This window comes from Emticicia aquatica (assembly GCF_923079645.1).
Lineage (GTDB): Bacteria > Bacteroidota > Bacteroidia > Cytophagales > Spirosomataceae > Emticicia > Emticicia aquatica.
In genome coordinates this window covers 795,725-815,114 of sequence record NZ_CAKLPY010000001.1, presented here as the reverse complement: position 1 = coordinate 815,114, position 19,390 = coordinate 795,725, and the positions used below count along the sequence as shown (strand labels likewise).

19 protein-coding genes are annotated in these 19,390 nt (G+C 33.7%); 11 read left to right on the top strand and 8 right to left on the bottom strand.

The window, feature by feature from the left end:
- Positions 1-31: 31 nt before the first annotated feature.
- Entirely contained in the window at positions 32-490 is a 459-nt protein-coding gene (locus MJQ71_RS03540) for a hypothetical protein (RefSeq protein WP_238804514.1), read from the bottom strand.
- Between the two features lie 312 nt (positions 491-802).
- Here MJQ71_RS03540 and carB point away from each other — a divergent pair, with 312 nt between their 5' ends.
- Entirely contained in the window at positions 803-3,646 is a 2,844-nt protein-coding gene (gene carB, locus MJQ71_RS03535) for a carbamoyl-phosphate synthase large subunit (RefSeq protein ID WP_238804513.1), read from the top strand.
- 66 nt (positions 3,647-3,712) lie between these two features.
- On the opposite strand, the gene MJQ71_RS03530 is transcribed toward carB, so the two are convergent.
- Positions 3,713-4,255 (bottom strand): hypothetical protein, encoded by a 543-nt coding sequence (locus tag MJQ71_RS03530; protein WP_238804492.1) that lies wholly within the window; start codon positions 4,253-4,255, stop codon positions 3,713-3,715.
- A gap of 179 nt (positions 4,256-4,434) precedes the next feature.
- Here MJQ71_RS03530 and MJQ71_RS03525 point away from each other — a divergent pair, with 179 nt between their 5' ends.
- Both MJQ71_RS03525 and MJQ71_RS03520 read left to right on the top strand, forming a co-directional pair.
- Positions 4,435-5,511, top strand: coding sequence for an aminopeptidase (locus tag MJQ71_RS03525; protein ID WP_238804491.1), 1,077 nt, complete (start codon positions 4,435-4,437; stop codon positions 5,509-5,511).
- A gap of 30 nt (positions 5,512-5,541) precedes the next feature.
- Positions 5,542-6,330 carry a DUF3108 domain-containing protein gene (locus tag MJQ71_RS03520; RefSeq protein ID WP_238804490.1) on the top strand — a complete coding sequence of 263 codons (789 nt, stop codon included), beginning with the start codon at positions 5,542-5,544 and terminating at the stop codon, positions 6,328-6,330.
- Between the two features lie 57 nt (positions 6,331-6,387).
- On the opposite strand, the gene MJQ71_RS03515 is transcribed toward MJQ71_RS03520, so the two are convergent.
- Positions 6,388-6,663, bottom strand: a complete 276-nt coding sequence (locus MJQ71_RS03515; RefSeq protein ID WP_238804489.1) for a hypothetical protein — start codon at positions 6,661-6,663, stop codon at positions 6,388-6,390.
- 188 nt (positions 6,664-6,851) lie between these two features.
- Between MJQ71_RS03515 and MJQ71_RS03510 the strand changes: the two genes are divergently transcribed.
- Together MJQ71_RS03510 and MJQ71_RS03505 are read left to right on the top strand one after the other, a co-directional pair.
- Positions 6,852-7,121 (top strand): hypothetical protein, encoded by a 270-nt coding sequence (locus tag MJQ71_RS03510; protein WP_238804488.1) that lies wholly within the window; start codon positions 6,852-6,854, stop codon positions 7,119-7,121.
- Positions 7,122-7,133: 12 nt separating this feature from the next.
- Entirely contained in the window at positions 7,134-7,847 is a 714-nt protein-coding gene (locus MJQ71_RS03505; RefSeq protein ID WP_238804487.1) for a DUF6503 family protein, read from the top strand.
- 49 nt (positions 7,848-7,896) lie between these two features.
- Here MJQ71_RS03505 and clpB read toward each other — a convergent pair whose 3' ends face one another.
- Complete coding sequence (clpB, locus tag MJQ71_RS03500) at positions 7,897-10,524, bottom strand: ATP-dependent chaperone ClpB (protein ID WP_238804486.1); 2,628 nt, start codon at positions 10,522-10,524, stop codon at positions 7,897-7,899.
- A gap of 233 nt (positions 10,525-10,757) precedes the next feature.
- The gene (locus MJQ71_RS03495; RefSeq protein WP_238804485.1) at positions 10,758-11,048 is read right to left on the bottom strand and encodes a hypothetical protein; all 291 of its coding nucleotides are present in this window, start codon (positions 11,046-11,048) and stop codon (positions 10,758-10,760) included.
- A gap of 371 nt (positions 11,049-11,419) precedes the next feature.
- Between MJQ71_RS03495 and MJQ71_RS03490 the strand changes: the two genes are divergently transcribed.
- The 3 genes from MJQ71_RS03490 to MJQ71_RS03480 all read left to right on the top strand — a co-directional run bounded on the left by MJQ71_RS03490 (position 11,420) and on the right by MJQ71_RS03480 (position 12,992).
- Positions 11,420-11,839, top strand: a complete 420-nt coding sequence (locus MJQ71_RS03490) for an OsmC family protein (RefSeq protein ID WP_238804483.1) — start codon at positions 11,420-11,422, stop codon at positions 11,837-11,839.
- Between the two features lie 57 nt (positions 11,840-11,896).
- A complete protein-coding gene (locus MJQ71_RS03485) occupies positions 11,897-12,079 on the top strand; it encodes a hypothetical protein (RefSeq protein WP_238804478.1) in 183 nt (60 codons plus the stop codon).
- 118 nt (positions 12,080-12,197) lie between these two features.
- The gene (locus MJQ71_RS03480; RefSeq protein WP_238804477.1) at positions 12,198-12,992 is read left to right on the top strand and encodes a thymidylate synthase; all 795 of its coding nucleotides are present in this window, start codon (positions 12,198-12,200) and stop codon (positions 12,990-12,992) included.
- Between the two features lie 98 nt (positions 12,993-13,090).
- Here the strand turns inward: MJQ71_RS03480 and MJQ71_RS03475 are convergent, their stop codons facing one another.
- Both MJQ71_RS03475 and MJQ71_RS03470 read right to left on the bottom strand, forming a co-directional pair.
- On the bottom strand, positions 13,091-13,498 hold the full coding sequence (locus tag MJQ71_RS03475) for a T9SS type A sorting domain-containing protein (RefSeq protein WP_238804476.1): 408 nt from the start codon (positions 13,496-13,498) through the stop codon (positions 13,091-13,093).
- A 71-nt stretch (positions 13,499-13,569) separates the two neighbouring features.
- Positions 13,570-13,983, bottom strand: coding sequence for a hypothetical protein (locus MJQ71_RS03470; protein ID WP_238804475.1), 414 nt, complete (start codon positions 13,981-13,983; stop codon positions 13,570-13,572).
- A gap of 479 nt (positions 13,984-14,462) precedes the next feature.
- Between MJQ71_RS03470 and MJQ71_RS03465 the strand changes: the two genes are divergently transcribed.
- From MJQ71_RS03465 to MJQ71_RS03455, 3 genes are read left to right on the top strand one after another with little or no spacing between them, the layout of a single operon-like run.
- Positions 14,463-15,092, top strand: a complete 630-nt coding sequence (locus tag MJQ71_RS03465) for an ABC transporter ATP-binding protein (RefSeq protein WP_238804474.1) — start codon at positions 14,463-14,465, stop codon at positions 15,090-15,092.
- Entirely contained in the window at positions 15,089-16,186 is a 1,098-nt protein-coding gene (locus MJQ71_RS03460; RefSeq protein WP_238804473.1) for a hypothetical protein, read from the top strand. Before MJQ71_RS03465 ends, MJQ71_RS03460 begins: the two co-directional genes overlap by 4 nt.
- Positions 16,187-16,199: 13 nt before the next feature.
- On the top strand, positions 16,200-17,591 hold the full coding sequence (locus MJQ71_RS03455; RefSeq protein WP_238804472.1) for a TlpA family protein disulfide reductase: 1,392 nt from the start codon (positions 16,200-16,202) through the stop codon (positions 17,589-17,591).
- Between the two features lie 65 nt (positions 17,592-17,656).
- Here the strand turns inward: MJQ71_RS03455 and MJQ71_RS03450 are convergent, their stop codons facing one another.
- A complete protein-coding gene (locus MJQ71_RS03450) occupies positions 17,657-19,363 on the bottom strand; it encodes a PHP domain-containing protein (RefSeq protein ID WP_238806398.1) in 1,707 nt (568 codons plus the stop codon).
- Between the last annotated feature and the right edge of the window lie 27 nt (positions 19,364-19,390).

Here is a 19,390-nt window from a genome sequence, read left to right as displayed (position 1 = left end):
ATACAAACAAATCTAGTTTTCGATTGATGAACTAATTTGTTCCAACCGCTACTTTAGAAGCATCGATTTGAGTATCAAAAAACCAATAACTCACCTTGAAAGATTTCTGTGAAAATGGTTTTAGTGTTAAATCATCGGCCATTTCTAAGACTTGCTTGATGTCAAAAACATAATTATCGTTGTTTTTGGCTTTCATCACTAACTTTTCAATAGAACCGATACCTGGGAGCGTAACACTAGCTATTTTTTGACCATTTCTAATCAGTGAAGCCTCCACTAATGCCACCGCTAACTCTTTGTTAGAAACTGCATCGTAAACTCTTAATTGAATCTCTTTATCTGCTCTTGTTAGCGTTTGACTAAATGGATGTAGTTTTCCATCAACAAATAACTGAACTTTAATTTTTTTCTTTTCAGGTTGACTCGTTTGGGCATAAAGACTGCACGAAAAAAAGCATACACCAACAAACATCAATAGGAATTGTTTCATCGTAAGGGTTATTTTATAAAGTTCACTCTGTATTATTCTAAATTACAATAGGCTTTTCAAATATAGGCAATAATCATTAAAATATATTCAAATTAATTTCTGTTTTTTGGCAAAAAAATATATAATATTTTACAAGGCCATTTTGTTTGTTAGCGTCATTAAAAAACATTTAACTTCACATTCTCATTTTTTTATTGTACTTTTCCAAGATATTCTGCATTTATTAATGAATAATTGAAATTTCTGTGCTAACTTTGTCCTTCGATACCACAGTAAATAGTGCTAGGAATCGAAACCCCTTCAAAGAAAAAAATGCCAAAAAATCCCAATCTCAAGTCAATTCTTATTATAGGCTCTGGCCCCATTGTCATTGGTCAAGCCTGCGAATTCGATTATTCTGGTTCACAAGCCGCAAGGTCGCTCAGAGAAGAAGGCATAGAGGTGAGTTTAATTAACTCAAACCCTGCCACAATTATGACAGACCCTCTCAATGCTGACTTCGTATATTTAAAACCGCTAGAAAAAAAGTCAATCATAGAAATTCTGGCAAAGCACCAAGCAATGGGTCGTCCGATTGATGCTGTTTTGCCAACTATGGGTGGTCAAACTGCTTTAAACTTAGCGATTGATTGCGATAAAGCTGGTATTTGGAAAAAGTATAATGTTGAAATTATAGGTGTTGACATTAATGCTATCGAAACTACTGAAGACCGTGAAAAGTTTCGACTTAAAATGCTCGAAATAGGTGTTGGCGTTTGTAAAGGTCGCACAGCACGTTCATTTTTAGAAGGGAAAGAAATTGCTCAAGAAATTGGTTTCCCGCTTGTAATTCGTCCTTCATTTACTTTAGGTGGAACTGGCGGTGGTTTTGTACACACCGCTGAGGAGTTTGACAAAGCCCTTAACCATGGTTTACACGCATCTCCTGTACACGAAGTATTGGTGGAGCAGTCAATTTTGGGCTGGAAAGAGTTTGAATTAGAATTATTAAGAGATAACCTCGGCAATATCGTTATTATCTGTACAATTGAGAATTTTGACCCGATGGGAGTGCATACAGGTGACTCAATTACAGTTGCCCCAGCAATGACTTTGCCAGATACGGTTTATCAAAAAATGCGTGACATGGCCATCAAAATGATGAATGCCATCGGTCAATTTGCAGGTGGATGTAACGTTCAATTTTCGCTACATCCTGAAACAGATGAGATTATTGCCATCGAAATTAATCCTCGTGTTTCTCGTTCGTCGGCATTGGCTTCAAAAGCAACTGGGTATCCAATTGCCAAGATTGCTGCCAAAATGGCCATCGGTTATAACCTTGACGAATTAATAAACCCAATCACAGGCAGTACATCGGCATTTTTTGAACCAGCAATCGACTATGTAATTGTTAAAGTACCACGTTGGAACTTCGATAAATTCCCAGGTTGCGACCGCTCACTTGGTTTACAGATGAAATCTGTGGGTGAAACAATGGGTATTGGTCGTAACTTCCAAGAAGCTCTACAAAAAGCTTGTCAATCGCTCGAAATTGGCAGAAATGGCTTAGGAGCAGATGGCAAAGAACTAAAAGACCAAGAAGCTCTAAAAAAGTCTTTAGCAAACCCTTCATGGAATCGATTATTCCATGTTTATGACGCTTTCAAAGCAGGTCTTTCGTTTAAAACGATTCAACATTTAACGAAAATCGATAAGTGGTTTTTACGCCAAATCGAAGAATTGATTATTCTTGAAAAAGAAATTGAACAATATTCTGTAGAAGATATTACTAAAGAATTATTGCTTACAGCCAAACAAAAAGGCTACGCAGACCGACAAATTGCTCATTTGCTTAATTGTAAAGAAAGCCAAGTTTTCAATAAGCGTATCGAACAAAAAATTCACCGAATTTATAAATGTGTTGATACTTGTGCGGCCGAATTTGAAGCAAAAACACCTTATTATTACTCAACATTTAGCACTTCGCTCGATAATCTTGACAATGAATCTGTTAGTTCAGATAAGAAAAAAGTTATTGTTTTAGGTTCAGGACCTAATCGTATCGGACAAGGAATTGAGTTTGATTACTCTTGTGTACACGGAATTTTGGCCGCCAAAGAATGTGGATATGAAGCAATCATGGTAAACTGTAACCCTGAAACAGTTTCAACTGACCCTGATATTGCCGATAAATTATACTTTGAACCTGTTTTTTGGGAACACGTTTATGACATCATTCAGCACGAAAAACCAGTAGGTGTAATTGTGCAGTTGGGTGGACAAACGGCCTTGAAAATGGCTGAAAAGTTAACAAAATATGGTATAAAAATCATTGGAACATCTTATGATGCCCTTGATTTGGCCGAAGATAGAGGTCGTTTCTCGGAAAGATTAAAAGAAATGGAAATTCCTTATCCACTATTTGATACTGTTCGTACAGCAGACCGTGCCGTTGAAGTTTCTCGTGAATTAGGTTTCCCACTCTTGGTTCGTCCAAGTTATGTTTTGGGAGGACAAAGCATGAAAATTGTAATCAACGAACAAGAATTAGAGCAACACGTAGTGAAGATTTTGGGAGATATTCCTGATAACAATATCTTGATTGACCATTTCTTAGAAAATGCCATCGAAGCTGAAGCAGATGCAATTTGTGATGGTGAAAACGTGTATATCATCGGTATCATGGAACATATTGAGCCAGCTGGTATTCACTCAGGCGACTCTTATGCCCTACTCCCAACATTCGATTTGAGTGACAATGTTATTGCACAAATCGAAGATTACACTCGCAAAATCGCAGTAGGATTAAATACCGTCGGCTTAATAAATATTCAGTTTGCAATAAAAAATGAAAAGGTTTATGTGATTGAAGCTAACCCTCGTGCTTCAAGAACCGTTCCTTTCATTTGTAAAGCATACCAAGAGCCTTATGTAAATTATGCAACGAAGGTAATGTTAGGAGAGAAAAAAGTAACTGATTTTGATTTCAAACCAATTAAAAAAGGATATGCCATCAAGATTCCTGTGTTTTCTTTCAGCAAATTCCCGAATGTAAACAAAGAGCTTGGGCCAGAAATGAAATCAACAGGTGAAGGAATTTACTTCATTGATGACTTAAACGATGATTTCTTCTTGAATATTTATTCTGAAAGAAACCTATATTTAAGTAGATAATCTCTGTTTATAATATCTAAAAAAGGTCGTTTGTAAATAACAAACGACCTTTTTTGTGGCTAACAATTACTTCCTCGAAAGCCACCATCCAAGCCATATTCCACACAAACCCCAACCTGCTATCGCATCAATTAGATTTGGAATAGTTTTGGTTTCGTACCAAATTTGAAAAGTATAATCAGTTGTCAAATAGGAAATCAGACCCAATGCAACACATGACAATAAGGTAGTTTTAAAATCAGAGGTATTTTTTAGTAAAAACCAACAAAGTAAAAATACCGCAATAATATCAATTAGAAAGCCTCTTATCATATTCATGCCCATATTCTGTTGCATATTCATTGCTTTATGAAAACGAATATCGGCCCAAGGTTTTCCAGCTGCAGCAGTCATGGCTTTATCACTTTCTTCCATAGATGTTCCTGCTGGAACTGTCGGTAAAAAATAATTTCCTTCATCAAGATTTTCATTGAGGAATTTCAGTATTTCATCTTGTTTAGGCGTATAACTTTGCATCGGACTATGCAATTCAAGAACAGTCCAAGATAACGTTTGCCAAATAAAGAGGAGTAAACCTCCAACGATGGACGCAATGACTACTTTTTTCATAGGAATTAGGGTTTAAAGAAGAATTGACGGATGAGAATCACATTCAAAAGTAAAGAAATATAAATGAATATTCCAACTTTTAATTGCATTATTTTACTGTGAAATATAATTTTTTCTTTTTCGTTGAATGTAAAAAGCATTATTTATGTTAAAAATACTAGACAATATAATTCTAATGTATGTTACAAAAAACAATTAAAATACTAAAATATATCCTTATAGGAGCATTTACTGTATTCAGCATTTTCTTGGCTTACAACTATGATTCAACAATTTATGCTTATCGGCAAGCAAAAGGTCAGTTAAGCATTATTTTTAATACTCGCCCAGTTAAGGATGTTTTGTCTGATAAAACTTTTCCTGATTCCCTAAAAAACAAAATCAAATTGATTCAAGAAATCAAACAATTTGCCATTGATTCTTTGGGACTCAATCCTTCAAAAAATTATACAACTTTCTATGACCAACATAATAGACCTATTCTTTGGGTAATGACGGCTTGTGAGCCTTTTGAACTCAAAGCTAGAAAATGGCAATTCCCAATTATAGGTACGTTTAGCTATAAAGGGCATTTTGAGAAAGAAATTGCTGACCAAGAAATCTTAGCCTTGAAAAGACAAGGTTTTGATACGCAACTGAATGAAGTTTCAGCGTGGAGTACTTTGGGTTATTTGAAAGACCCTATTCTCAGTTCGATGCTTGATAAATCTGAAGGTCGTTTGGCAGCATTAATTATTCATGAACTTACACATGGTACACTTTTTGTAAAAAGTAATTTAGAATTTAATGAAAATCTAGCCGATTTTGTGGGTGATTATGGTGCAATTCGCTTCCTTGAAGCAAAATATGGAAAAGATTCAAAAGAAATACTTCGTTATCAGTTCTCAAAAAAATACAACGATGCGTATAGTCAACATCTGATTCGTGGGGCAAAAAAACTAGATAGTTTATATGTACATTTTGATAGCAATCTTTCGATTGAATCAAAAAAAGAACAAAAAATCAACCTAATTAAAAAAATCATCAATTCGACCGACACTTTACTCGCAGGAGATTTTCAAAAAAAATTAATAAATCGTAAAAAATGGTCTTTAAATGACAATAATTTACCTAATAATGCGTACTTTATTGGTTATCTTACCTATCAGAGTAAACAAAATCAGTTTAAAGAAGAATTTAAAAACAGGTTTAAGAACGATTTTAACAGTTATTTAACATTCCTAAAGAAACAATATCCAAGTAGCATTGTTTTTTAAAAAGCCGCACTAATAAAATTTTGCACAGAAATGAATTTTCTTAAAAAAATACTATTTATTGGACTTCTACTTTCAACTTGTTCTTTTGTGACAGGAGATTCGTACCGTATTTTGCCCAATAACGCCTTCAAAGCAGGTGAATATTTTGAATATAAAGTAAAATATGGGTTTCTAAGTATCGGAGAAGCAACCGTTGACGTAAGTCCACAAATATTTTTGGTCAATAATCGACCTTGCTACCGAGTAAATATTTTTGGGCGTACGACGGGCTTAACAGACCTTTTTCATATTCGTAATACCTATCGTTCATATCTTGATACAGCTGCTATTTTACCCCAAAAATTCTTGATGGATTTACAAGAAAATAATTATCGAAAAGAACAAACAATTATTTTTGACCATGTGAGTAACGTTGCTGTGCGAGAAGGAAACAAAGAAAAAAAGAATTTTAAATTGCCAGATAATATTCACGATGTGGTTTCGGGCTATTATTTTTTACGTACCATTGATTTCTCTAAAGTAAAAGCGGGAGATTCGGTTTCGTCAAATATGTTTTTTGACGACGAAATTTATAACATGAAAGTGCGTTATAATGGTAGAAGTGTTATCAGAACGCGATACGGTAAAATTAAAGTAATAAAATTGAATCCTGTTTTGCCAAAAAACAAAATGTTTGAAGGTGAAGACGCAATCAGAATTTGGGTTTCAGATGATAAAAACAGAGTACCAATAAGAATTGAAGTTGACTTTGCTGTTGGATCAGCAACAATGGAATTAAAGGAATATCGTAATGTTAAATATGCTTTTGACTGGAACTAACATTTTTTTCATAAAAACGCCTCTCAAAATTTATTTGAGAGGCGTTTTTGCTAAATTTCATCGACGACCATATCTACTATTTCCACGATAACTATCGTGATTTCTGTTATTATAGCTTCTATAATTATCGTGATGTGAATATCTTCTTGGTGGTGCCGAATAAACTCTTACTTGCGGTCTCGAATAAGAACGATAGCCATATCCATAAGATGGACGGCTGTAATAGCGGTCACGATAGCCATAACCTCCATAAAAACAACTCGAAAGACTTACCGATAAAATTGCAAAAACTCCAACTAAAGTAAGCAAACGAAATTTAGATTGATTTTTCATAATTTGTAATATTTTTATTTTAGACTAACAAAACGTTAAATGGTTTAAAATAATATATCACTAAGACAATTAATTTTCTGTTTTCCCCCATTTTTTAAATTAAAAAAACATTAAATTGCATTGGTCTTGAAAATATTATCTTAGGCTTAAAAATTGGAGTCCTTAGAAAAAGTATTCAATCAAAAATTATGGCATCATTCAGTATTGATTTTCCAGGAACACCGCATCAATTTGTACTCAGTGCAACTAATGCAATTAAAAATAAAGGTGGCATTTTTGATGGAAATCCTACAACGGGTTCATTTAGTTTACAGACATTAATTGGTTTAGTAAAAGGCACTTATCAAGTACTTTCAGACCCCAATAGTCCACAAACCAAAGTAGCCATCACAATTACAAAAAAACCATTTATAGTACCCATGAGTAAAATACAAGAGGTTATTGCCTCCTATTTTTGATAAACATATTTTATGAAAAAACTTATTTTGTTTTCAATCGTGATTATTGGACTTGTCTCATGCAAAGACAAAGAAACGAGTATAGTTGAAAAAAGTATAGAAGTCCATGGTGGGAAAAAGTATGATAGTTTTATTGCTGAATTTGATTTTCGAAAATTTCATGTAAAACTTATGCACGAAAATGGCAAGTTTCAATACGAAAGAATATCAAAAGATACTGCTAACAATGAAATTTGGGATATTGTTAATAATGAAGGTTTTTTGAGAATAATTAACGGAAATCAAGTAAAATTATCAGCGAAAGACATAACTAAATATACCAATGCGGTCAATTCGGTAGCATATTTTGTTTTACTACCTTATAAACTTCGTGATAAAGCAGTCAATTTAGAATATCTTGGCGAAATGCTTATAGAAAATAAAAAATACGATAAAATTAAAGTTTGGTTCGATAAAGAAGGCGGAGGAAACGATTTTGAAGATATTTACTGCTATTGGTTCAATCAAGAAACCCATACATTAGATTATATTGCTTACGCCAATGGTGGACCGCGATTCAGAAAAGTTAAAAATCGCCAAACGGTTGGAGGAATTGTTTTCCAAGACTACGAAAACTTTGCTATCACAGACACAACCATCAGCACCTCTGATTATGATAAAGCTTTTTTAGCTGGAAAAGACTCTTTACTTTCAGTAATCGAACAAAAAAATATTGTTGTGAAATAATAATAATCGAGCAGGATATTAAATCCTGATCGATTATTTATTTTAAGCTTTAAATCTCAACTTCCGCAGCGGCAATATTATCAAAAACGATTTCGCCATTAGTCCCCAATTCCATCATTACAACTGAGTCTTTTTGTACCTTTCCTGATAAAATTTCTTTCGAAAGTTCGTTTAAAACTCGGCGTTGCAATACTCTTTTGAGTGGTCTTGCTCCATAAGTAATATCATAACCTTCTTCTCCTAATTTATCCAAAACCTCCTCAGAAGTTTCCAATGTGATGCCTTGTTCGGCTAATCTACCTTGTATTTGTTTAAATTGGATTTGTACAATACGACGAATATTGATTTTAGTCAATGGGTCGAACAATACAATTTCATCAATTCTATTCAAAAATTCAGGTCTTACCGATGATTTGAGTAAAGCCATTACTTCATTTTTTGCTTCTTCCTTATAAAAAAGCGACCAAGCTTTGTCATCACCTTTTGACTCTAAATATTTATCTTGAATAAAATGACTACCAATATTTGATGTCATTATCACGATTGTATTTTTGAAATTAGCAGTGCGACCTTTGTTATCTGTCAAACGCCCTTCATCTAGCACTTGAAGCAAAATGTTCCACACATCTGGATGAGCTTTTTCAATTTCATCTAATAAAATTACACTATATGGCTTTCTTCTTACTGCTTCGGTTAATTGTCCGCCTTCTTCATAACCAACATATCCTGGAGGTGAACCAACCAAACGGCTTACTGCGTGTCGTTCTTGGTATTCACTCATGTCAATTCTGACCATGGCCGAGTCATCGTTGAATAAATATTCGGCTAAGGCTTTTGCCAACTCAGTTTTACCTACACCTGTACTTCCTAAAAATAAAAAGCTTCCAATTGGTTTTTTCGGGTCTTGCATTCCCGCTCGAGAACGACGCACGGCATCAGCCACCAACTCAATTGCTTCCTCCTGACCTGCCACTCTTTTACGAAGTTCATCTTCGAGGTGAAGTAGTTTTTCACGCTCACTTTGCAACATTTTAGTAACAGGAACGCCAGTCCAACGAGCCACAATTTCTGCAATATTTTCAGCCGTAACCTCCTCGTTTAAAAGATTTGCGGGTTGTTGGTCATTTTTAGCTTGAATTTCATCTAATCTTTTATTGGTTTCAATCAATTTACCATAACGAATCTCAGCAACTTTGCCATAATCCCCTGCCCTTTCGGCTTGGTCGGCCTCCAATTTAAGTTGTTCAACTTGTTCTTTTAACGAACGAAGTTCATTTAAAGAACCTTTTTCATTTTCCCATTTTGATTTTAAATCGTTGCGTTTTTCACTCATTTCAGCAATATCTTTGTTCAAAACAGCTTCTTTCTCTCGGTTATTTTCTCGTCGAATAGCTTCTCGTTCAATTTCCAATTGCATTATTTTACGATTCAATTCATCTAATTCCTCTGGCATTGAATCCATTTCCAAACGTAATTTAGAAGCTGCTTCATCCATTAAATCAATGGCTTTATCAGGTAAAAATCTGTCCGAAATATACCTATCCGACAACTCAACAGCGGAAATTACAGCATCATCTTGAATTCTTACGCCGTGGTGCAATTCATATTTATCTTTTATGCCACGTAATATCGAAATCGCATCAGTCACATTAGGTTCATCAACGATAACCGTCTGAAAACGGCGTTCGAGTGCTTTATCCTTCTCAATATATTTTTGGTATTCGTTGAGTGTAGTCGCTCCGATTGTGTGCAATTCTCCACGTGAAAGAGCGGGTTTCAATAAATTTGCGGCATCCATTGCTCCTTCGCCTCCTGCACCTGCTCCAACAAGCGTGTGAATTTCGTCAATAAATAAAATCATTTCACCGTTTGAATCAGTCACTTCTTTGATTACTGATTTTAGACGTTCTTCAAATTCGCCTTTATATTTTGCACCCGCTATCAATAAACCCATATCAAGCGAGACGATTGTTTTTGATTTTAGGTTCTCAGGCACATCACCCGAAACAATTCTTTGAGCTAAGCCTTCCACGATTGCTGTTTTTCCTACTCCTGGCTCTCCCAAAAGAATTGGATTATTTTTAGTTCGGCGAGATAAAATCTGTAAAACTCTACGAATTTCTTCATCACGCCCAATAACTGGGTCAATTTTGCCTTTTCGTGCTAAATCATTCAGATTCTTGCTATAACGAGAAAGGGCTTGATAAGTGTTTTCGGCATTTTGGTCTTTCACTGCGTTGTTTCCTCTAAGTTCTTTGATGGATTCTTTTAGTTTTTTTTCGTTTAAGTTGTTGTCTTTCAATAAGTTAGCGATGGCATCTTTTCCTGTTGCTAAACTCAAAAGTAGCATTTCGACACTTACAAAATCATCGCCAAATTCTTTTAGTAAGTTTGTCGTTTTAGTGAGCGTTTGAGCCGAATCATTGCTCAAATAAACTTGCCCAGTTCCACCCGAAACTTTTGGATACGTAGCAATGATTGATGCTAGTTTTGTTTGAAAAGTTTCTTGTTTTACTCCTGATTTATTCAATAAAAAAATAGCCGTATTGGCATCTTCTTCCAAAATTGCTTTTAAAATATGTCCTGTTTCAATTGCCTGTTGCCCATTAGCTGTGGCAATTTCCGAAGCCTTTTGAATTACCTCTTGGGCTTTGATTGTATATTGATTAAAGTTCATGGTCTTTTATTGTTGTATTTTGTAGCATTGTTATTATGTAAATGTTTTACAAATATACATTCCTCAAAAAGTATGCAGAGAGTGATTTTTCGGAAAAAATGGCTGAAAAAAGGCTATTTATTACAAATAAAATAGACAAAAAGGCAGATTATATGACATTTTAAATATCATTCCAAAAAAAAAGCAGGATTATAAAATCCTGCTCTACTTAATATAATTAGATGGCTATATTATCAGAAAAATCTTGAAAAAGCGGCAAACACAAATACAAATATCGAAGCCCACATCGGTACACGACGTGCTTTGTAAACCGCAACTTTGAACACTTTTAAATACTCTAAACGCATCCAAATTCCAACTGCTAATAACAAACAAAATGTAGAACTCGCAAATCTTAATGCCATTACATGATTCGGTTCTGGAGAGAAAAATAAAAATATGTTTACTAACAAAAGTAGGATTCCAAGAAGGGCAAATACTTTAAAAGCCCATGTGTAAGTTTCTTTGTCTATGTTATTTCTCATGATTCTGTTGTTTTATGACACAAATATAATATGATTATTGGATATTTGTCAAGTAATTTTTAATTTATTTTGCAAAATAGGACTATTACCAAATAATATTTTGTCAATATTCTTTTTTTATTAATTTAAAATATTAGAATAATACAATAAAAATATTTATTTTTTGGTTTTATAGGTTTCAAAATAAGTCATTATTAGAATATTTTTTATTAAAATTAAAAAAATAGGTTTAAATACGTATTAAATTATTTTAACTATAAATATAACTTTTACAAGATTCGTAAAATATGAAGTATCAATTGAAACTTTGACTAGAGTTGTTAATGTTAAAAAAATATTATTTTTGCATAAAACAATTCAAAAACGCAATTATGAAAGTTGAATTAATTAGAGTTGATGATGCCTTTCATTTCGAGGCGATTGGTGCCTCAGGAATTGCTAATCATATTGATGCCAATGTTGATATTGGTGGGCATAATTTAGGCTCTCGCCCAATGGAACTTCTACTGATGGGTTTAGGCGGTTGCACTGCAATCGACGTAATCTTGATTTTGAAAAAACAACGTCAAGTTATTGAAGACCTTAGAATTTCGGTTGATGGAGACCGTGAAAAAATCGAAGGAACAGAAATGAGTCCTTTCCGTAAAATCAATGTACATTTTGCGTTCAAAGGTGATTTAGATGCCGCTAAGATTGAAAGAGCCATTAACCTTTCAATGGAAAAATACTGTTCGGCAACAGCCCAGTTGAGTCCAACAGCAGAGATAACTCACTCATTTTCAATCAATTAAGCTTGGTACAATATTTGTTTATGTTTAATAAAAAATCAATATTAAAACATTAATAACATGAAAAAACTCATTGTTGTATTAGCAGTTATCGTTTCTTCGGCAACGGTAGTTTTGGCTTCTGAAAAAGAAAAAGGGCGTAAAGCACGCAAAGAAGCTGCAAAAAAAGAAATGAAATGCTGTGATAAAGAAATGGCAAAAGAATGCAAAAAAGAAGCAAAATTGTGTTGCGATAAAAAATAATATTACGCGTTAACGTGTAATTTGATAAGAATTTTCGAGAAAGGTCAATAATGATTTATTGACCTTTTTTGTTTTCTAGCTATATTTGTAAAAATCTTCCGAAAGACTTAAACACCCAATGAAACAATACCACGATTTACTGAAACATATTCTCGCAAACGGAACAACTAAAACCGACCGCACTGGCACAGGCACCATTAGTGTTTTTGGCTATCAAATGCGTTTCAATCTTCAAGAAGGATTTCCGTTGGTTACAACCAAAAAAGTTCATACAAAATCTATCATTCACGAACTTCTATGGTTTATTAAAGGAGAAACAAATACCGCTTATTTGAAAGAAAATGGTGTTTCGATTTGGGACGAATGGGCTGATGAAAATGGCGATTTGGGCCCTGTTTATGGTAAACAATGGCGAAGTTGGGTTGCACCGAATGGCCAAGTCATTGACCAATTGAAAGATGTATTGAATCAATTAAAAAAAACGCCTGACTCACGTAGAATCATCGTTTCAGCTTGGAATGTTGGCGAATTATCACAAATGGCTTTGATGCCTTGCCACGCTTTTTTTCAATTTTATGTGGCGGATAACAAACTTTCTTGCCAACTCTATCAGCGAAGTGCTGATGTGTTTCTGGGAGTTCCGTTTAATATTGCATCTTATGCTCTTTTTACGATGATGGTTGCCCAAGAATGCGGACTTGAAGCCCACGAATTTATTTGGACGGGTGGAGATACACATATTTATTCAAACCATTTAGAACAAGTCGAGCGTCAACTTTCTCGTGAACCCAGAAAATTGCCAAATATGGTTATTAACCCCGAAATAAAAAGTATTTTCGACTTCAAATACGAAGATTTTAAATTAGAAGAATACGACCCATATCCAGGTATCAAAGCACCAGTTGCTATATAAAAACGTAAAGGCGTTGCAATGCAACGCCTTTCGTTATTATTACAAAGGTTTTTAATTCTGACGAAGTTAGTGATGAAATTGTTGGCAGTTTTCCATAATTACTTACGGTTGCTTGCCAATGAAATTCCACGAAATGTTTGAGTTTTGATAACAAAGTCTTTTGTCAATTTATCATTACCTGACTCTACAACGAATGTATATTTTCCATCCGATAAGTTTGAAAGGTTAAATGCTTTGACATATTGAGCATCACCACCAGCATATTCATTAAAAAATACGTTATTTTCTTTATCAACTAAGTAAATAGTCGTTTTTTGTCTCAATGGATTTTCAAATGCCAATTTGAAACGTAAGCTTCCCATATCCTGAACGCTCAAATTACTAACTTTTGCAGAAGAGCTAACTTTTCCTGAAGCAGCTTTTTGTGCCATGCCTTCTGTTGTAGCAGTTGCTAATGTCAATACGATTGCTAATGCTTTTATGATATTTTTTGTGTTCGTTTTCATTGAAGTGAGTATTAAAATGTTTAAAAAATTATAACAGTTATTTGGACTAATTTGAATGCAATTTTACTTAATTATTTAAGGTTGCTTGCCAAAGCAATTCCACGAAATGTTTGCGTAGAAATCACAAAATCTTTTTTGAGTTTTTCATTACCAGACTCAACTACGAAAGTGTATTCGCCATCGGCTAAATTAGAAAGGTTAAAAGCTCTAACATATTGAGTATCACCAATCGAATATTCGTTGAAAAATACATTGCTGTCTTTATCTTGTAAATATATCTTAGTCTTTTGTCGCAAAGGGTTTTCAAAAGCTAATTTAAAACGAAGACTTCCTAAGTCTTGAACGCTCAATTTGCTTACCTTGTCCGAAGAGCTAACTTTTCCTGAAGCAGCCTTCGTCTGTGCCATTCCTTCTGTTGCAATTGCCGAAGCTAATGCTAATACTAATGCTAATTTTTTCATAATTTTCTTTGTTTTCGTTTCCATTGGAGTAAGATTTTAAAAAAGTTAAAACTAAAAAAAGTCATATCAGTTATTCGTCTCCGTCGAAAACCTTTGTGTTGCAAATGTATGTAAGTATTTGAACACAAGTCAATTAAGAAAATGTTAATTCGTAAAAGTTGTTCTAAAATTATACTTCAATATCGGAATAATACCATGATTTTTGGAATACTTCAAGAGAAAGTTTGAATAATCCTATTAAATAAATAGACTAAATAGTTGACAAAATTTCACTATTCTGAGTAAGCATTAAACACTTCCTTGCAATAGTACAAAAAAGCATTGTTTGACCATTTTTGGGATAATTTCTGAAATGTTATTTTTTTTAGAGTATATAGTATATATTTCACAAATTGTTCTGAAAAAAAAGTAATCCGAAATATTATAAAACTCCTTTTATATAAATCATTTGTAATAATTCTCGAAAATTTGCTTCTTTTACCTGACAAAACCCTTTAAATACGATGTTAAAAATCCAAAATTTTTCAAAAAGTTATAATAATCACACAATTATTGCGGTCGAAAACTTAGAAATTCCTGAAGGAATTCATTGGTTTAAAGGCGTTAATGGCTCAGGCAAATCAACTTTTTTTCGTTCAGTTGCTGGAATTATTCCTTTTGAAGGACAAATTTCTTGGAATAACCTCGACATTCGCAAAGATGCAATAGCTTATAGAATGCAAGTAAATATGAGTGAAGCAGAACCGCTTTATCCAGATTACTTAACAGGTTATGATTTGATAAAATTTATTGCAGACGCAAAAAAAGCTAACCAAAATCAAATTAATCTTTTGGCCACAAGATTGGGCGTTGATATTTATTGGAAAAATACTTTAGGCACTTATTCAAGTGGAATGTTGAAGAAAATCTCTTTATTAACAGCTTTTCTTGGCCAACCAAAACTGATTATGCTTGACGAACCACTCATTACTATTGATGACCGTTCGGTACAAATTGTTTATGAATTAGTAAAAGAATATGCTGAAAATAGCGGTGTAAGCTTCTTACTTTCATCACATCAAGATTTTCGTTTTGAAAAATTAGCGATTAAAAATATGTATCATGTTCAAAATCAAGCCATTACTCAATTATGAAAAGTATCTTTCGGATTTTGAACCTTACCATTGTTCAAGAATATTACCGCCAAAATGCCGTTTTTATCTTTGCAATTTTGATGTTTTCATTTGGTTTCTTGAGAGCCCAAGAGCATACCACTATCATTAAGTTAGTACTAAAATTACCTTCAATGCTAGCATTGACTTTTTTGGTTTGGACATTACACACCATAAAAGTCATTCTTTTTTCACTCAGAATGCTTGAATCCAAAAACAACGAATTTCTCTATCATATCAGGCTTTTTTCACCAATAAAACGTTTCATTGCTTTCGGATTGATGCAGTTTTCATTAATTCAACTGACATTTCTCTATTCACTTTGGATGATAAAAATTGGGATTGAAGAGCATCAGATTTGGGCAATTTTAGCAATTTTTGGATTTAATATCATTTTAATCATTGCTGGAATCATTGCTTTTGAATTTCGTGTCAAACGCCCAAATTCAATACAAATCATATCAAAACCAATTCAAAATTTACTTAGTAAATATCAAACCCCTGTTTATCTTTTCTTTATTAGGTATTTATTTGCCAAACAACCTGTTCTTTTATTGTTGACTAAACTTTTCAGTTCATTAATCTTGATTGGAATTTGTAATCTATATCCAACCGATGCTTATGACGAACGGTTATTAGCTCTTGGTGGACTTTTCGTTGCTGTAGGACATACAGTATTTTGTCAACAATTTTTTTACTTTGAAAATCAAAACTTAGCATTTACTAGAAATTTGCCAATACCTACTAAAAAACGATTATTAACTTATTTGCTTGCTTATTTGATTCTTTTAATACCAGAAATAATCGTTTTATTCCGTAATCTGCCTGATGGTGTTGGCTATTTTTTCGCATGGCAATTAATGATTTTTATTCTTTCGATGGTATCACTCAACCACCATGTGCAGTATATCAATGGCGTTTCAAACGACGCTTTTATGCAGAGATTATTTTTTGTAAGTCTTCTGTTTTTACTATTGATTATGTTCAAAATTCCAGTAATTTTGATGGGATTAGTCAATTTTACGATTGCGACTTTCGTTTTCAGTAAAAATTACTACGAAAGCCAATCTTCATAAAACAATCATAATCATGCTTCGCCTACTCATTATTCTTATTTTTTTCTCGAATTCCACATTTGCTCAAGGTCAATTTAAGCTAAACGGTGAAGTACAAAATCCGACCGAAAGAAAAATTTTGATTACGCTCTATCGAGATTGGGTTGGCGATGAGGAAGAATATGAAATCAAGCTCAACGATAAAAATCAATTTAGTTTTAGTACCAACCTAAATCACTTGGCGTATATTGATTTTTATTATGCTGACCAAGGTTTTCATTATTGGATTATTGAACCAAACGATGAAATTTCGATAAAATTCAACCCCACAAATTTTTGGGAATCATTGTTTTTTTCAGGAAATGGCCACGAAAAATGGCATTATTATACCCACCACCGAAGTAATTTTGAAGAAAATCGTGATTGGGAAAAAGAAGCTGGTATGCTAAATAAAGCACCGCAACAACAATATTTTGATTTTTTGGATAATGAACAAGATGTACAAATTGCATTTTTAGAAAAAGCTAATAACCTAAGTGAAGATTTCATTCAAGCAAGAAAAGCAGATATTATTGGAGCGATTCAAAACTATAAAGTCAATTTTTTATCGAATGCCAAATTTGCCAATTTAACCGAAGAACAAGTAAATAGTCATTTGAAAATAACTGAACTGCCAGATTCGGTACAAGCAAATTCGCTTGAATATGGAAATATGTATCAAAATTTGATGGATTTATTTATTGCTAAATCGGCGTTTAGAAAAAAGAAAGATTTGACCGAAACTGAAGAAATTAACCTTGTAAAATCTTCTTATAACCGACTTCTTTTTTCTTTTCAATTGATTGAGCGAACAATTGCATTCAAACTCAAAAATATGATTGAAGCTGAAAATATTACACCTAAAATTCAGGCTTTAGTCGATGATTTTTTGGAAACAGCTACTAATCGAGATTTCAAAAATTATATTTCCAAAAAAGTAAATTTCTCCAAAACACTCACCAAAGGTTCTCCTGCAAAAGCTTTCAAATTAAAGGATATTGATGGAAAAGAGGTTTCTCTCAAAGATTTTCTAGGAAAAACTGTTTATTTAGATTTTTGGGCTAGTTGGTGCGGGCCATGTATATATGATATGAAATTTATGGATGCGATAAAAGCTAAGTTTCAAGATGAGATTGTTTTTATTCAAATTTCATTAGATAATGAAACAGAATGGAGAGAATCCGTAAAAATGTATGACATAAAAGGAATCAATTTACGTGTTGATGAAAATAGTAGTGTTACGAAAAATTATGGCGTGACAGGAATACCTGCTTATTTTTTGATTGATAAAAAAGGTACCTTTGCCGTTTCGCAAGTAAGCGACCCAAGTAAAGAGGAAGGACAGGAATTAATCAAGCAAATTGAGGAAGTATTATCCAGAAAATAAATTTTAAACCAATAGTAGCGAGTTTGAGAAATAACTAATATCGCAAACTCGCTATACAATATTTATTATCTTTTTCTTCGATTCAAATAGGCTTCCATATCAACCAAACTAAGGGCGTTAAATGTCATATTTTTGGTCAAACCACCTTTTCTTGCACTAGCAACGCCATAGTGCATATCATGATAACCTTCCATTTCGTGGGCATCAGGATTGATACTTAACATCACATTTCGTTCTAAAGCGTACGCAATCCAACGCCAATCAAGATCTAATCGGTAAGGACTGGCATTGATTTCGATTACGACACCGTTTGCAGCACAACAATCAATAACTTCCTTATAATCAATCGGATAGCCTTGACGAGAAAGCAGTAAACGCCCAGTTGGATGCCCCAAAATGGTTGTATATGGGTTTTCGATAGCTCGCACTAAACGCTCGGTTGCTCGAGCTTGATTCATTGTCAAATTAGAATGAACCGACGCTACGATATAATCAAAACTTGCTAAAACTTCATCAGGATAATCAAGTGAACCATCGCCCAAAATATCGGATTCAATGCCTTTCAAAATTTTAAATGGACGGTCAATCGAAAGTTTTTTATTGAGTTGCTCTATTTCAGCATGCTGTTGTTGCACCTTCGTAATCAAAAGCCCACTTGCATACGTTGCCGACTGCGAATGGTCTGCAATTCCGAGGTATTCAAAGCCCAATTCTTTGCAGTATGTGGCCATTTGTTCGAGTGAATGCTGTCCATCTGAATAAGTCGAATGATTATGCAAAATCCCTTTCAAACTATCCCAAGTAACTAAATCTTCATTTTTATTTTTCTGAATCCAATCAAATTCACCAACGCCTTCTCGCATTTCTGGAATTATGTAAGGAACACCAAACTTGCCATAAATTGCTTCTTCTGCTTCCAATTGATTTAATCCATCCGTAATACCTGAAGATAAGCCCACACTTAACAACGAAACGCCATTTTCATTGCGGTGTTTTAGGTGATTTTCGTTAGCTGTGTAAACAAATTGCTTACTAAGTAGCTCATTTTCAAGCACATAACGAATTTCAATATCAATTTTATTCTCTAAAAATTTTCCTCTCCACACAAATGGAGAAGACGCTTTTTCGTCTTGGGTAAAACCTTCAGATTCAAAGTTTGGTAAATTTCCTTCATAAGTTACTAAAAACAACAAATTATCAACCGTTTCACTTTTACGCCTAATTTGTCCCGAAATTTCTACTTGTTTGAAGCTTTTCTCTAGCTCTACTAAAATCACTTCTGCTAAAAACGCTGCTTTATCCATTCGCAATTTCCCTGCTTGACTTTGGATAAATTTTAATGATTCTAAAATTGATTCTTGCGTTTTTCCACCAAAACCTTTTACTTGAGAAATGCTGCCGTTTTCGCAAGCAATTTGCAAATCATTGAGGTTATCAAGTCCCAATTCATTCCACAAAATTTTGATTTTTTTTACGCCTAAACCTTTAATTTTAAACATTTCAATGACTCCTTCAGGGGTTTTGGCGAGTAATTCTTGTAAATCACGCAATTGACCAGTGCTTACAATTTCCAAAATTTTCCCTGCAATCATTTTTCCAACACCCTGAATTTGGGTCAATTGTGGAAAATCCAATTGACCCAATTCGCCTATATATTTGTCTAAATTATAGGCGGCGTTGGTATATGCTTTTATCTTAAACTCATCATCATTGTGGAGTTCGAGCAATTTTGCGGTCAGTTCAATCGTTTCAACGATATCGGCGTTTGAAATCATTTTTTTCTTAAATTTTGTGCAAAT